This is a genomic window from Gammaproteobacteria bacterium (genome assembly GCA_022450155.1).
GTDB lineage: Bacteria > Pseudomonadota > Gammaproteobacteria > Arenicellales > UBA868 > REDSEA-S09-B13.
Window position 1 is genome coordinate 178,221 of sequence record JAKUQR010000001.1, and the last position, 14,783, is coordinate 193,003.

A 14,783-nucleotide genomic window follows, 5' to 3' on the forward strand; every position below is an offset into this window, starting at 1 on the left:
TCACGCAAATTGCGGACTAGCCACACCCCATAGTCGATCAACAATCAATTCCTCCACACTAATTACCTGCTACGCTACCGCTTCCTTGCCCGCAGGATTATCGCAGGAACCCATCAGGCCGGTTTGGTTGAAAACACGAGATTTATTCATTGTCGCCAGTGTCCCACTGATCTGGGGGCTGGGCTTTACGATTGCCAAGGCCGGCCTGGCGGAATTTCCACCTCTGTTCCTCATGGGCATGCGGTTTACACTGGCTGCCGTACTGCTGGTCTGGTTCCTGCCGGTTCCACGAGGGCACCTAAAAGATATATTCTGGATCGCGCTGGTCGGTTCATCGATTCAATACGGCCTGACCTTCACAGGTCTGTCCCGGATTGATGCCTCCCTGGCCGTCATTATCGTCCACCTGGAAGTGCCGTTCAGCGTGCTCCTGGCCGCAATCGTGCTCGGGGAACGTCCCGGCTATCTGCGATGGTTGGGTATGCTCGTGGCCTTCCTGGGCATCGTTCTGATTGCCGGCCAACCACAGGTCCGCGGACAAGGACTTCCGATTCTTCTGACTGCGGGCGGGGCAATGACCTGGGCAGTCGGACAGCTTATGGTTAAGCGACTTCATGGTGCGGTCAGCGGGCTGACGCTTATCGGTTGGATCGGGGTATTTGCCGGCCCTCAGATGTTAGCTGGCTCTTTTCTGATCGAAACAGGTCAGCTCAACGCACTTGGCGAGGCAACCTGGGTAGGCTGGGGTTCCGTGTTGTACCTTGGTATCGTCATGACCATCGCAGGTTACGGAATCTGGTTTACGGTGCTTTCGCGGAACCCCATGTCACAGGTCATGCCTGTGCTGTTGTTGTTGCCTATATTCACAATCGTGTCCAGTATGCTGTTGCTCGGCGAAAGGCCGTCCTGGCTCGTGCTTGGCGGCGGGCTGATCGTACTCACGGGAGTCGCCATCATTGTATTTGCCCACAAACTGAGCTTCACAAGAGAAGAAACAACCGGCTAAATCATATGGCAACATCAAGCGCAACCATTCAGACTGGTGAAATCCATGTGTGGTCTTTGAGTTTTTCTGACGCCGTACCCGATCTCACGAGCCTGCATCAGCTCCTTTCTGACGACGAGCGTACCCGCGCAGCCCGCTTCATCTCTGACATCGATAGGACCCGCTTTACCGTTGCCCGCGGCGTACTGCGTCAACTCCTGTCTGCTTATACCGGACACCCAGCCAGATCAATCGAACTGGTCTACGGCCTCCATGGCCGGCCTGCCGTGACAGCTTCCCAGGCACATGACATTAACTTTAATCTGTCACATTCGGGAGAACATGCTTTATTCGCACTGACGGGTGAGGGCGAGGTCGGTATCGATATTGAACGAATTCGACCCCACTCACCAGCCTATCGACTGCGTCTCGCCAGGCGGTTTTTTTCTGAGATGGAATTCTCTGCGATAGAAGGACTAAGCGCATCGTGCGTCGAACAGGCATTCTTTGCCTGCTGGACCCGCAAGGAGGCTTACATCAAAGTACATGGCCTGGGCCTGTCACTGCCGCTGTCACAGTTCTCTGTCAGCGTAAATCCCGCTAGCGCACCACAACTTATAGCGACCCCTTGGTGCCCTTCCGACCTCAAGCTGACCCGGTTGTGGGACCTTGCAGTACCTGACGGCTACCGTGCCGCTATCGCTCTGAATAATTTTACTGGTGACCCTGAAATTCGCCCATTCGATTGGTCAGCTAAGATCAGCCCCGGCCTATGATCGGTTGAAATCATCTTCGAAGCGCTCAATATCGTCTTCGCCAAGATAGCTACCGGTCTGCACTTCAATGACCTCCAGCATCTCACTTCCAGAATTTTTCAAACGGTGTACTGTACCTGCTGGAATAAATACAGATCCCCTCGGTTCCAATGTGAATTCTTGGTCACCGCACGTGACCTGTGCCCTACCACTGACCACGACCCAGTGCTCGGCCCGGTGCTGATGCTTTTGTAACGACAAGCGGGCTCCGGGTAGCACTGTCAGGTGCTTGACCTGATAACCAGGGCCGGTCTCAAGAGAATCATAGCTCCCCCATGGTCGAAAAACCTTACGATGCATCGCATATTGAGGACGATCACTTTCTTTTAACCTGGCAACAACTTGCTTAACCTGCTCTACTTTTTCCCGTGCCGACACCAGCAAGGCATCAGGCGTATCGACAATCACTAGATCATCAACTCCTAGAGTAGACACCAATCGATGCTCTGCGTGAACATAGGTATTTCGAGTGTCCTCAGTCAGCACATCCCCCCGCAATACGTTACCGTATTCATCTTTATCTCCGATGTTCCACAATGAAGACCAGGATCCCACATCGTTCCAGCCGGCATCAAGCGACACGACTACAGCTGCCGCTGTGTGTTCCATTACGGCGTAATCGATCGAATTACTTGGACATCTGGAAAAAGTCTCTTCTGGGAGTCGTGCAAAATCCATTTCGCGAACCAGCGTCTGATATGCCTCGTGACAACTGTCATAGATAGCCTTACTGTAGGTCTGTAGTGCCTTGAGATAATCTTTTGCGCTGAACATAAACATTCCGCTGTTCCACAAATAGTCACCGCTGGCGAGGTACTGACTGGCAGTTTCATGATCGGGTTTTTCAACAAACTCGTCGACCTGAAATAAATCAGTGGAAAGTTCAGCGCCACGGCGGATATAGCCATATCCGGTTTCTGGACTACTTGGAACCACACCGAACAGTGCAAGATGACCCTTCTGCACGCCTTCTGCCGCCTTGGCAACAGCCTGTCCCAGAGCCATCGGATCTGTAATCACATGGTCTGCCGGCAGAACCAGCAATACCGGATCTTCAGCCAGTGCCTGCGCTTCCAATGCAGCGATCGCTGCTGCCGGGGCCGTATTTCTGCCTACAGGCTCAAGAATAATTCCCTGGTGATCAAGATCTAATGTCGAGAGCTGGCCTGCGACAATGAACCGGTGGTCTTCGTGACAAACCAACACCGGTGCTGCCAGGTCGAGAGCGGCAAGCCGTATGACCGTATCCTGCAGCAGTGTATTGTCTCCGGTGATAGACAGAAATTGCTTGGGAACCAGCTGGCGGGAAAGCGGCCACAAGCGAGTGCCCGATCCACCACAAAGAATGACCGGAATTATTGACATATTCTCAACGCTGCCACATCGATCAGATCTAAACCGTTAATTGTACTCACTGGCAAACGCCGGAATCATAATCCGTCAAACCTGTCCAACAACCCGTCCACCGTTTGATCTACGAGCAGATTACGGATTTGCGCTGAACTGACAAATCCTTGTGTTTGGGCGTGATTCAGAAAGTTGATAAGCTGATCGTAGTAACCTTCGCTATTGAGCAGACCACACGGTTTCTGGTGAAAGCGCAATTGCGCGAAGGTCATAATTTCAAACAGCTCCTCCAGCGTGCCAATTCCACCCGGAAGGGCGATAAAACCATCTGACAGTTGTGCCATAAGCGCCTTTCGCTCGTGCATCGAATCAACGACATGAAGATCTGCCAATCCGGTATGAGCAATTTCCATATCGATCAGGGACTGTGGTATTACGCCAACTGCCCTACCCCCTGCGCCGATAACGGCGTCGGCGACTGCACCCATCAGCCCTACACTGGCACCACCATAGACCAGACCTAAATCCCGCTCGGCCAGTGTGCGGCCGAGCCGGACCGCCTCCACCCTGTAACCTTCACGGGTGCCATTATGAGAACCGCAGAACACACAGATACTCTTCAATAATCCCCCTCTCTATTCAGGTCTGGCAGAAACTCGGGTACCTGTGCAGTGTAGATCCTACTCTTACCCACGTCTGGGCAGTACTTTACGCAACACCGGTATACACTATACGGCAATGGATCGTCACTACCCGGGACTGCACCAGGAATATGCCCCATGAAGTTTGACAACGTCCTGCAGACTGTCGGCCGAACACCGGTGGTCCGCCTGAACAGTTTTACCGACCACCTTGCCCGCGAACTCTGGGTAAAACTGGAGAGCTTCAACCCGGCCGGTTCGGTCAAAGACAGGCCTGCTCTGAACATGATTGAGGATGCCGAACAGCGGGGTGTTTTAAATCCCGGCGACACGATTATTGAACCCACTTCCGGCAACACCGGCATCGGGCTCGCCATGGTTGCCGCTGTCAAGGGATACCGGGCGATCTTCGTGATGTCTGAAGACATGAGTTCAGAACGGAAGCAAATACTACTTGCCTACGGTGCAGAACTGGTGCTGACACCGGCTGACAAAGGCACTATCGGAGCAATAGAAGAAGCCCGGCGATTATCTGAAGAGAAGGGCTATTTCTTTGTCGGCCAGCACTACAATCCAGCCAATCCTGCGGCGCATCAGATTACCGCGAACGAAATCTATGAAGACTTCGGCGAAAAGCTCGACGCGATCGTCTGTACCACCGGTACCGGCGGGACTATATCGGGTCTTTCAACCTACCTGAAGGACCGAATTCCCGACCTGATGATCATCGCCACGGAGCCCGAGGATTCACCTATTCTCTCGAAGGGCATCGCCTGTAAACACAAGATCATGGGCACGGCACCTGGCTTTATTCCCGATACCCTGGACCAATCAGCCTACGACGACATCATACCCGTCTCCACTGAAGCGGCCTTTCAATCAGCGCGCAAACTGGCTACTGACGAGGGCATCTTTTGCGGCATCTCCTGCGGCGCAGCAGTCGCGGGCATGCTCGACTATGCCTCAAAAGAAAGTACCCGTGGCGCTGTCTTACTGGCCATTCTGCCAGACACTGGAGAGCGCTACCTCAGTACCGACCTATGGGCCTAGAAGTCGCGAATCTGTCTAAGTCCTCACCGAACCAGCTAATACTGCTGCACGCAGCTTAACCTTTACCTGGCAACCTGCTCATCATGAACCTGATTCACTCTGTCCACTGGCCTTTTGTGCTTCTCCAAACAAATAGACACGCGCTTCATCATCTGGCGCCTCGCTGCCCCGGCTCGAGCGCGAGTCCTTGAGAAGATCATAACCGCGCCGCAGGCCCGGGCGTGTTTTAAGCACATCGTACCATCTGCGGATATTGGGGAACTCGCCCAGATCAATCTGCTGACTTTTGTAGGTGACGATCCACGGCCAACAGGCCATATCGACGATCGTGTATTCACCGCAGATATGCTCTCGCCCTTTCAAGCGTTTGTCTAGTTCTTTAAAAAGACGCAATACGTTATACCGGTAACGGTCGATTGCATAGGGAATTGTTTCTTTCGCATACAAGGCAAAATGACCATGCTGACCCATCATGGGTCCCAACTGGGTGGTCTGCCACAACAGCCACTGCATCACCTCGTAACGACCGTGAATATCCGTTGGCAGAAACCGGCCGGATTTCTCGGCGAGGTACATCAATATTGCACCCGATTCAGCCAACGGAAAAGAGTCGCCGCCACCCAACGGTTCATGATCGACGATCGCGGGCATACGATGACTGGGACTGATGCGCTCGAATGCTTCGGTGAACTGTTCCCCCCGTCCTATACGCAGTGGTATGACGCTGTAAGGCAACTCCATCTCTTCCAGGGCAATCGAGATCTTCCAACCATTGGGTGTGGGCCAAAAATAAAAATCGATCATTTGTCTATTCTCACATCTCCGTGTTAACACCACGCCCCGCGGTGAAGAGGTTCAGGATTTTGAATACTGTTCAGTGCCCACCGCCCCCTGTGCGATTAAGTGCTCAATCTCGGGTTCGGACAACCCCAGCTCACTCAGAACCTCATGGTTGTGTTCGCCTAGCCTGGGCGCCCCTTTGGGTAAATCGGGCGGCGAGCCTTCGAACCGCGCCGCTACACGGGTCTGACGCAGAGAACCTGCAACAGGATGAAGATTTTCCTGCAGAATCTCACTCGCCAGAATCTGTGGATGCTCAATCACCTGCTGACGCGTGAGGGCGGGTGCGCAGGGCACATCTTCGCGCTCGAAGATTTCCAGCCAGGCCTGCGTGGTGCGGGTTCTCAGCACCTCCTGAATGACATCCAGGCGTTCGTTTACGTTTTTATCCCGAAGCTGCGGCGTCTTAAACCGCGAATCTTCCAGCAGGTCAGGTCGATCGAACGCCCGTGTGAGCGCAGCCCATTCTTTGTTGGTCATGGTCGATACCGTCATGTAGCCGTCTTGAGTCTCGTAAATAAGATCGATAAAACTCGCAGCCGCCTGGCTCGTGACCGGGTTATCCACAAATGTCTGTCCGCCCATATCTGAAGCCCAGAGAAAATTCATGACAACATCGAGCATAGATAACCGCACATGCTGCCCGGTACCTGTTTTTTCTCTAGACAAAAGCGCCGCCGTGACGGCCTGAGAGGCATAAACGGCAGTGAGCTTGTCGGGCAGAACAGTACGTATAAGCCGCGGGCGCGCCGTATCGGACCCAGCCTGTACCGTCGTCAATCCTGAGATCGCCTGGACAATCGGATCGTAGACCGGTTTTTGTGCCAGTGGTCCCCGTTCACCAAATCCTGACATCGAGATATAGACAATCTTCGGTGCGACTTCCCGGATGTCGTCATAGCCAATACCCAACCGTTCGACAACCCCAGGTCGGAAGTTCTGGATAAACACGTCAGCCGTAGCAGCCAGGCGCTTTAGTGTTTCTTTGCCCTGATCGTGCTTGAGATTCAGGGTAATCGATCGTTTACTTCTGTTGATATTCAGGAAGCTAGTGGACAATCCCTCGCGATGGGCCCCGACTGAGCGGGTGTGATCACCTCTTCCGGGTACTTCAACCTTGATCACGTCTGCACCCTGATCTCCTAAAATTGAAGCGGCCCAAGGCCCAGTCAACATAGAGGTTAATTCAACAATCCGATAGCCAGTCAGTGGTCCCGCCATATCGGTGTCCTTAGAAAGTTCGCGTTTGTTTTCAATGATCGATACCTGCCCGGATCCAGTTGTGAAAGCGCTCGAGCAAGTATTCCTCGGGCATTAACACACCGGCCTTGAGCGGTGCTGCGTGCAGTCCACGCTGGTTGCGTTCGCAGGCCTTGGCATCCTGCTCCATCACCAACCGACCAAAGTCAACGACGTTTTCGAGCTTGTAGCTGGGATCAGCTAGCGTCTCTGGTGGAAACAGCCACTCCGCCACCAGGTCGGTGCGTTCGGGCCCCAGAGGGCGTAATGTAACTATCCGTACATGGTCGGCATAACCGGCAATAAAAACACTAGGCCAGGTAGAAGCATAGGTCTGCCCGCGAGCGAGCTCTTCGGATGTCAGCGATTGAATGGCGTGCCCCTGAACACTCCCATCCACTGACCACGTTTCGGCTCCATCACGCAACCCCCCGCGATAACGCGGGTCATTGCTCTGCACATGATCAGTCCAGTCGGGAACGTCTCGGGGGTGAATGATACGCCGACCATACAGCGGTACCAGATCAGTTAACTCAGGGTGTACTGCTGGGCAGTGTAGGCACTCATTAAAATTTTCCCAGAAAGTTTTCCAGTTACAACTCATCTCGGTATGCCAGGTGTGGCCAACCACCATCGTTTCCAGCGGGAAGTTAGCGAAGTTGTCGGCTGGACGTTGGAATACATTATTGGCATCCCAGGGAGTATCGAAGTCAGGGTGTAGGAAGACGCAACCGCGCCACTCGACAATGGCGACCTGAAAAAGCCCGTACAGAGATTTGTCGAAACCCTCCGGCTCGACAAAAGAGGATGTACGCAGTAAACCTCCATCTTCAGCGTCGTATGTCCATTGATGATATGGGCAGACAATCCGCCCCGATGTGCCGAGCTGGCCCTCGACGGCCTCGCACAGCAGCGAGCCCCGGTGCCGACAAGTGTTATGGAAACCATGCAAACTGCCGCTACGACCTCGCACCACCAGGTAATTCTGGTCACCAATAGTTAGCGTGCGGAAGGCACCGGGTTTCGAGAATCCTTCGCTACGGGCAACATAAAGCCAGTTATTGCGCCACAACGTGGCCATCTCACGCGCATGCTGCACTGGGTCGAAATACCACGCTGCCGGTAGGCCAGGCACGCTCGCGGTAAGGCCGTTGTAGGCAAAAGAATCCTGCAGATCGTTGCTCATCGGACAATTCAACCAATTAATTCTACGGCGAGGAAATTCTTAACCCAGCAACTCGGGGTAACTGCAAGCCTTAGCTGATCCGCAATCATTGGACACTTCATCTCCGTGGTGTCTATTGGAGATCAATACGACCTGAATTGGCTGTGTACCAGCCAGCTCTACTGGCTGCCGTGGGCCCGATTGTGTTGTTCAGGATTATCAAAGTACTAGTTATCCTTAATTACTACCGCACCAACTATAGTGTAAGCCCCGACGGCGTGTCCTGGCCGATCTTTGTCTCTATATCCCTTGCACTCGGAACGTCCCGAATCCACTCGTAATAGATACCCTTGGCATTGGTAATAGTCACACCGGCCTGTTCCATGCGGCGAAGTCCTGCTAGATGATGCGGCCAAGGAGAGCCTGTGGCATCTTCTATCACACAAACCCGATACCCCGCATCTAACAGTTCTATCGCGGAGTGTGCAATACACACGTCAGTTTCCAGCCCAACCAGGACCACATCTCGCTTATCCAATTGTTCCAGTGCTTCACGAATGTCATCCTGCCCAAGGAGGCTGAAAACCAGCTTGTTGTAGATACTTTGACCTTGCGGTAACAACGCTTTCAGGTTCGGGCACATATCAACTTCATCGGACACATCCTCTGCGGTCGCAATCATCGGAATACCCAAAAGTGTCGCGACCTGCATCAACCACCTGATACGTGAAACCAAGGGCGATCTCTCGTGCAACGCCAGCTTATTGAGGAAGTTTTCCTGTACATCAATAACCACGAGGACACTACTGGAGCGTTCAATCAATGGCATCTCAATCTCCTGTCAATAGCTGCAACAAAATCAAGCCTAGCCCGCCTCGCTTACAGCGAAAGTTAACCTTCATTGTAACCCTGTATAGTTACAAAACTGGTTCAATCGTTGCGTTCCTAGTCTATCGTGATATGCCGTGACAACATTGGTCAAAAGAATAGGATGTGGCGTCATGCGAACGCACAGATTCATATCGCAATCCCGTTGCTAGGAAAAAAAGTTGATGGCAAAACACATGGTCTGTTTGACTTTCGATTTCGATGTTATGTCGGGGCATATCGCCCGTGGCATGACTACGCCTACCCCTATCTCACGAGGTGAATTCGGGATTGTTGGCGCAAGCCGCATTCTGCCTTTACTGCAGGCTCAGAAAATTCCAACAACCTGGTTCATTCCCGGCTTCACTATCGAAACTTACCCCGAGGCCTGCATCGAAGTTGTCGAGGGTGGCCACGAGATTGCCCATCATGGCTGGACGCATGTGCAACCCGCCCTGCTAGATCGGGTACAAGAGGAATCTGAAATGATCCGCGCCAACGACGCCATTGCACGATTGTGTGGCCGGCGGGCACAAGGTTACCGCTCCCCGGCCTGGGATTTAAGCCCTCACACCCTGGAACTGCTGATCCAACACGACTTTTACTATGAAAGTTCCATGATGGGGCATGATTATTCCCCATATCGGGTACGCCAAGGGGATGTCATCGAATTACAAAAGCCCATGCAGTTTGGTGATAAAACCCCGTTGATCGAAATGCCTATCAGTTGGTCCCAAGACGACCACCCTCATTTCGAGATGACCAGCACCCGACCTGGTCATCGCAACGCAAACAGCGTGATGGAAAACTGGGTTGACGACTTTATCTATATGACCCGCTGCACAGATTGGGGCATTATCACCTATACCTGCCATCCTTACGTCATTGGACGCGGCCATCGGATGCTGATGCTGGAACGTTTTATCACCAAACTCCAGGAACTGGGCGCGGACTTCATGCGCATGGACCATGCCGCCCGAGTTTACGATGAGCGGCACCCATATCTATAAAACTGTTGTAGTTCAGCGGTCATACCGAAGAGAATCGCGTGCTTCTGCTTCATGCCAGTTACCGTATCCTCGGTAGTACCGTTTGGACGCGTCATCAAATGGCTGGAAGTCCAGTGGGGTTATCTCCCCGGTCATAAGTGCCTTGTGCACCAGTGCATTACGACGCTGTTTCAAGAGTATTCTCTGCGTCAGATCGTGCAGTGACCAGCGCTGATGAACTTCAGCCTCAAAATCTTCCACCTCGGATTGCTTAGAAGAATCATCGACAAGATTGTTGTGCTCAAAAGGATCTTTAGCCAAGTCAAATAAGCTGCAAGGGCGACCTTCCCAGTGGACATATTTTTTCGGCCCTCGCCGGATCATTAAACCTGGCGCTCGTACCCCTTCGAAAAGAATCTCCGAGACAGCTTCATCGCACCAATCGCTCGACTCTCCCGCAATTAATGGAACCAGGCTACGACCTGCAATTGGCTCAACTAGATGCTCTGTCCCCTTATCGAGCGCAAGCTCTAGCAGCGTCGGCATTAAATCGACCAGGGACGTACACTGACTCACCCTTCGGGAACTAGAATCGCCCGGCAATGAAATCATCAGCGGAACTCGACAGGATTGCTCGTAGAAACTCATCTTGTACCAGCATCCCCGTTCACCCAGCATATCTCCATGGTCAGCTGTGAAAATCACAACGGTGTTTTGGTCTAACTTAGCCGCCTTCAGTGCATCTAGAACTTCACCTACGCGATCATCTACAAAACTGACCGACCCATAGTAGGCATGCCGAGCATTTCGGATGGCCTCATCCGTAATTTCACATTCACCCCGATCATAATGACTGTAAAGCCAGCGCCCTTGGTTGTCCCGTTCGTCTGGGACAATAACCGATGTAATAGGCATATCGATTTCATCATGCCGATAACGCTCCCAATACGCAGGGGGTGTCACATAGGGGTCGTGGGGATGCGTAAACGACACCTTGAGCATGAACGGCCGCGTATCCTGACCACGTGCATAGTCGTAAATCCAACGAACTGCTGCATGCGCCGCATCGTGATCAAAATCCTGTTGGCTCGACCTCTCTGCTATACCAGCTTCGACGACATTGTTTAAGTTGTGAAACCAATCCAAAGTACGATCTGGATCGTCCCACACACCGAACCAACAGTTATCTGCGGGACAAATGTCTGTTGTCAGCCGCCTCTCGAGGCCATGCAATTGATCTGCACCAACATAATGTGCTTTACCACTTTGCACTGTGACATAGCCATTAGCTCGCAGGTAATGTGCGAAAGTTGGTATTGAATGTTCGTAGTCACAGCCACTGTCGAAAACATTGACAGCCGATGGCAATTGCCCGGTCAGCAACCCTGCCCTGGCGGGCACACACAAGGGCGAGTTGGAATAATGCGCATCAAAATTTTACTGTCCGCGGCCATGTCATCCAATCTTGGCGTTTTAACCACTTTGTGCCCATAAGCCGATAGAAAGTGAGGCGCTAACTGATCTGCCATCAGAAATAGAATGTTCAATGGTCGATTCATCTTTGATCCTTACGCTTTCGAGTTAACGAATATCAGCCCCAAGATCGAGCCCACGCTGATCGATGCTGAAGCCCGCATGGGATTTATATTACCTATAAACAAATAAGCCCGTTCACCAAGTTTTCTGGTGAGCCGCATATAAGCAGTAATCCAATAGAGAACGGTCCAGTTAGTGACGCCAGCGCACTATTTTCTGGCCAGGAGGACCCGAAACAAATCAGCCCTCAAATTCAGACTTTAGCTGCATCCGATTCAAGTGCAGTAGATTATAGAAACAACGACCCGACGCATCCCTGCTGCCATGCTGCATTAGCAGTCAGTGTTAATCCGTAATATGCTCCAGTCAGTCTGAAGTTTTACGTTGTCACAATTTTGGGGCTACCACTGGGGAATCGACTTCTTATAATCTAGCGATCCTACAACTTAATGAACTCTACGGAGAATCAGGATGGCTTCATACGCTTTAATCAAGTTTAAGATCAGCAACGACTTTTCTGAATGGGAACAGGCTTACTACAGCGCCCAACCGATGGCGAGACAAGCAGGCATCGTAGAACTCTTCCATGGCAGATGCGACGATGATCCACAAACGTGCTTTGTTCTGTGCCATGTCCCGTCAAAAGAGGTCATGGATCAATTTTTTGCCGAAGCCGGTGAACAGGTCGCAAAGTCGGGCCACATACTAGAATCTACCGAAGTCACGATGCTGAACAACTAACACGAATCCGCCGAGACAATAGACAACGACGAATTAACAAAAATTCCAGTTAATTCGCTAAGGTTCTGCCGGCAAGCGAGCACTGGCAGAACCTTCTGCAATTTTTGACTTGTAGCGGCTGAGACCGAATGGTGCCAGCTGGTCTTAATCAATCCAATAAACGGCCTCTTCCGGAGGACAATATTTGGTTGATTGCGATACTACGGTTATATAACTGAAGTGGACGAGCTCGGGATGCTCGACATCCCGAATTCAGTTCTAATTGAGCCTCACCCTGTCGATATAAACTCCAATCCAGCCATACGGCCTACGTATACTCGTTCATCTGGAGATTTCTTGGCTAACGTCACCTTCGTATCTGTACCTTCGACAACCACTTCAAGAAACCTATCAGACTTCTTTAGCACACTCGCGTCTAGCGTTCTGTTGTTTTCTGTACACGTTAACTTAACAAGTTCCATAACTTAGATAACGCTTATCAAGCACTGATCCAGTACTGGAAAACAACTCACCCCTGGAGCTCTGGAGTTGCATAGCAGGGTATTCGAGATAACAGTCTCGTACTAATAACGGTTCCGCCTACCCTTATTACCTTGTTCTCGAGGTTTTGCCACATTAACCCTGAGGTCTCGGCCATCATTGTCGCTACCATTTAAGCCTTCGATAGCTTTATGGCCATCAGCATTATTCTCCATTTCGACAAATCCAAATCCCTTGGATTGACCAGTGTCCCGATCCATAATCAATTTGGCGCTCACTACACCCCCAAAAGTTTCGAACATCGACCGAAGTGAATCTTCTGTGACGTTATATGACAAATTTCCAACATAAATATTCATAAGGCATTCTCATGATGAGTTTAAGATAAAACCCCAACTTTTGAGTTCGGGGAAGCGCTATTACGCAATGGATAGTTAGCAGACCAGGGTAACTGAAATACTCTGACGGAGTGGGAAAATCTGTAGTTGCAGTTCTAACACCATTTGGTTGCCAGTTTTAATAGACTGGCCGGGATGCGAGTCTGACTAAGCCAACAACAAATAGCAACCCTGATACGCTCTACTCCCGGTGTGCCGTTCACCAATTGGAATACGCGCGCTCGATAATTTCAGGGTTGATCCGTTTATTTCGGACAACAGACAGTTTGTGTAATTGTCTAAACCGTTGATTCTATGTCGCGCCGGGAGGGATTCTAACTCCCGACTTCGTGGTTCGTAGCCACGCACTCAGATCCCCACTTCACCCTAGAAAAATAGGACTTTCTCTATATTATTTTGACTCCACGCGTTGGGCATTTTACGAAGTTTTTCACCTAGTACGATGGGTTTTCTAGTTTCAGTGAGCGGATAAAGGAGATACGACTGTACTTCAACTCAGAGTGCTTCTTTGGTTCATCAAAAAATTCAGCACCGCTTGATTGAAAAGCTCTTCTTCTTCGATGTTAATCAAGTGGCCAGAGCGGGGAATCTCGATGAACTCGCTATCGGGAATGCGCGCTGCGATCATTCGGCCGGTTCCAGGCGGACAGAGGCCGTCGTGTTCGCCGTAGACCAATAGACTTGGTACGCTAACGGATTCCCAATCGAGCCCCTTGTCGTGGGTTACCGTCGATTCGATGGTTTTGATATAGCTTTCCTTATGCAGTTTTTCCATGCTTCGGACTAACTGCCGATAGTGCATCTCGCTTGCCTGGGGACCAAGCAGGGATTTTGCGACCCCTGGAGCAATGTCCTTTGGGTCTTTGCCATCTTCTTTCAGGGGCTTCAGACGGAGTTCAGTAAACTTTTGGCGTTCCGATTCGCTCATACCATCAGCAAAACTGGCGAGCGTCGCGACCAGAATAAGTGTGGCAACTCGATTAGGATACAGACGATAAAAATCCTGGATAATCCTACCACCCATAGACAGGCCACACAGGTGCGCCTTTTCAACACCGAAGTGATCGATCAGAGCGAGCAGGTCACGGGAGAAATCCTCAAATTCAAGGGCGCCTTCATAATCGTCGCTATTGCCGTAGCCACGGGCGTCCCAGGCCACCGTATGGAACTGCTCGGAAAACGCCTCAACCTGCTGGGTCCAATTAGTGCGGTTGCCGCCGATCCCATGTAGTAGTACCACTAATTCTCCATCACCGGCGTGATCAATCGCAATTGCTGGATTTTCCAGGATGCGTTCAGTTTGGATCATGGACCGTTTTGGGGGAAGACTATAGGTTTCATTGGGAGAATTGCGTTTCATTGTGAGACTGAGTTTTTTCGAGTTGCTGTAAGTGCTTGCCAATTTGGTTTGTCGACATACAAAATAGCGTCAGGATTGCCCATCGATCCCGCGCACCTTGGTGAGCAGCGATCTAATGGACGAGTTCGGCGATCATCCGGGCCAGCATGGAACTCAGCAGCAGCACCGGTTTGCCGGTGCCCTGCTGCACCGTTGACTTCATTTGCTCGTTCATGCCCATGCAGTTGAGAAACACCAGGTCCACCTGGTGCTGAGTCATCTCTCCGCTGACCCGCTGCCACTCGTTATCCCGATCGGCTACCGGCAGGTACGGCGAACCGTGGGTGACGA

The 14,783-nt window shown here is 51.6% G+C and carries 15 protein-coding genes; 5 read left to right on the top strand and 10 right to left on the bottom strand.

What is annotated here, in order from left to right; genetic code table 11:
* Positions 1-127 precede the first annotated feature (127 nt).
* On the top strand, positions 128-1,006 hold the full coding sequence (locus tag MK323_00815; protein MCH2480709.1) for an EamA family transporter: 879 nt from the start codon (positions 128-130) through the stop codon (positions 1,004-1,006).
* Positions 1,007-1,011: 5 nt separating this feature from the next.
* Positions 1,012-1,761, top strand: a complete 750-nt coding sequence (locus MK323_00820; GenBank protein MCH2480710.1) for a 4'-phosphopantetheinyl transferase superfamily protein — start codon at positions 1,012-1,014, stop codon at positions 1,759-1,761.
* Here the strand turns inward: MK323_00820 and MK323_00825 are convergent.
* Together MK323_00825 and MK323_00830 are read right to left on the bottom strand one after the other, a co-directional pair.
* Positions 1,756-3,165 carry a mannose-1-phosphate guanylyltransferase/mannose-6-phosphate isomerase gene (locus MK323_00825; GenBank protein ID MCH2480711.1) on the bottom strand — a complete coding sequence of 470 codons (1,410 nt, stop codon included), beginning with the start codon at positions 3,163-3,165 and terminating at the stop codon, positions 1,756-1,758. The genes MK323_00820 and MK323_00825 overlap by 6 nt on opposite strands.
* 65 nt (positions 3,166-3,230) lie before the next feature.
* Positions 3,231-3,770 (bottom strand): TIGR00730 family Rossman fold protein, encoded by a 540-nt coding sequence (locus MK323_00830; GenBank protein ID MCH2480712.1) that lies wholly within the window; start codon positions 3,768-3,770, stop codon positions 3,231-3,233.
* A 156-nt stretch (positions 3,771-3,926) separates the two neighbouring features.
* Between MK323_00830 and cysK the strand changes: the two genes are divergently transcribed.
* Positions 3,927-4,838: a cysteine synthase A gene (cysK, locus tag MK323_00835; GenBank protein MCH2480713.1), complete on the top strand. Its 912-nt coding sequence runs from the start codon at positions 3,927-3,929 to the stop codon at positions 4,836-4,838.
* A gap of 81 nt (positions 4,839-4,919) precedes the next feature.
* Here the strand turns inward: cysK and MK323_00840 are convergent, their stop codons facing one another.
* The 4 genes from MK323_00840 to MK323_00855 form a co-directional block, all read right to left on the bottom strand.
* Entirely contained in the window at positions 4,920-5,642 is a 723-nt protein-coding gene (locus MK323_00840; protein MCH2480714.1) for a glutathione S-transferase N-terminal domain-containing protein, read from the bottom strand.
* A gap of 51 nt (positions 5,643-5,693) precedes the next feature.
* Positions 5,694-6,899 carry a CoA transferase gene (locus tag MK323_00845; protein ID MCH2480715.1) on the bottom strand — a complete coding sequence of 402 codons (1,206 nt, stop codon included), beginning with the start codon at positions 6,897-6,899 and terminating at the stop codon, positions 5,694-5,696.
* Positions 6,900-6,930: 31 nt separating this feature from the next.
* Entirely contained in the window at positions 6,931-8,103 is a 1,173-nt protein-coding gene (locus tag MK323_00850; GenBank protein MCH2480716.1) for an aromatic ring-hydroxylating dioxygenase subunit alpha, read from the bottom strand.
* A 235-nt stretch (positions 8,104-8,338) separates the two neighbouring features.
* The gene (locus tag MK323_00855; GenBank protein ID MCH2480717.1) at positions 8,339-8,911 is read right to left on the bottom strand and encodes an isochorismatase family protein; all 573 of its coding nucleotides are present in this window, start codon (positions 8,909-8,911) and stop codon (positions 8,339-8,341) included.
* Positions 8,912-9,134: 223 nt separating this feature from the next.
* Between MK323_00855 and MK323_00860 the strand changes: the two genes are divergently transcribed.
* The gene (locus MK323_00860; protein MCH2480718.1) at positions 9,135-9,959 is read left to right on the top strand and encodes a polysaccharide deacetylase; all 825 of its coding nucleotides are present in this window, start codon (positions 9,135-9,137) and stop codon (positions 9,957-9,959) included.
* Between the two features lie 12 nt (positions 9,960-9,971).
* Here MK323_00860 and betC read toward each other — a convergent pair whose 3' ends face one another.
* Positions 9,972-11,339, bottom strand: a complete 1,368-nt coding sequence (gene betC / locus MK323_00865) for a choline-sulfatase (GenBank protein ID MCH2480719.1) — start codon at positions 11,337-11,339, stop codon at positions 9,972-9,974.
* Between the two features lie 606 nt (positions 11,340-11,945).
* Here betC and MK323_00870 point away from each other — a divergent pair.
* Positions 11,946-12,215 (top strand): DUF3764 family protein, encoded by a 270-nt coding sequence (locus MK323_00870; GenBank protein MCH2480720.1) that lies wholly within the window; start codon positions 11,946-11,948, stop codon positions 12,213-12,215.
* 563 nt (positions 12,216-12,778) lie between these two features.
* On the opposite strand, the gene MK323_00875 is transcribed toward MK323_00870, so the two are convergent.
* From MK323_00875 to MK323_00885, 3 genes are all read right to left on the bottom strand, one after another.
* Entirely contained in the window at positions 12,779-13,054 is a 276-nt protein-coding gene (locus tag MK323_00875; protein ID MCH2480721.1) for an RNA-binding protein, read from the bottom strand.
* Between the two features lie 529 nt (positions 13,055-13,583).
* Positions 13,584-14,453 (bottom strand): alpha/beta hydrolase, encoded by an 870-nt coding sequence (locus tag MK323_00880; GenBank protein MCH2480722.1) that lies wholly within the window; start codon positions 14,451-14,453, stop codon positions 13,584-13,586.
* A 112-nt stretch (positions 14,454-14,565) separates the two neighbouring features.
* The coding region (locus tag MK323_00885; protein MCH2480723.1) for an AroM family protein at positions 14,566-14,783 on the bottom strand (218 nt) is incomplete at its 5' end.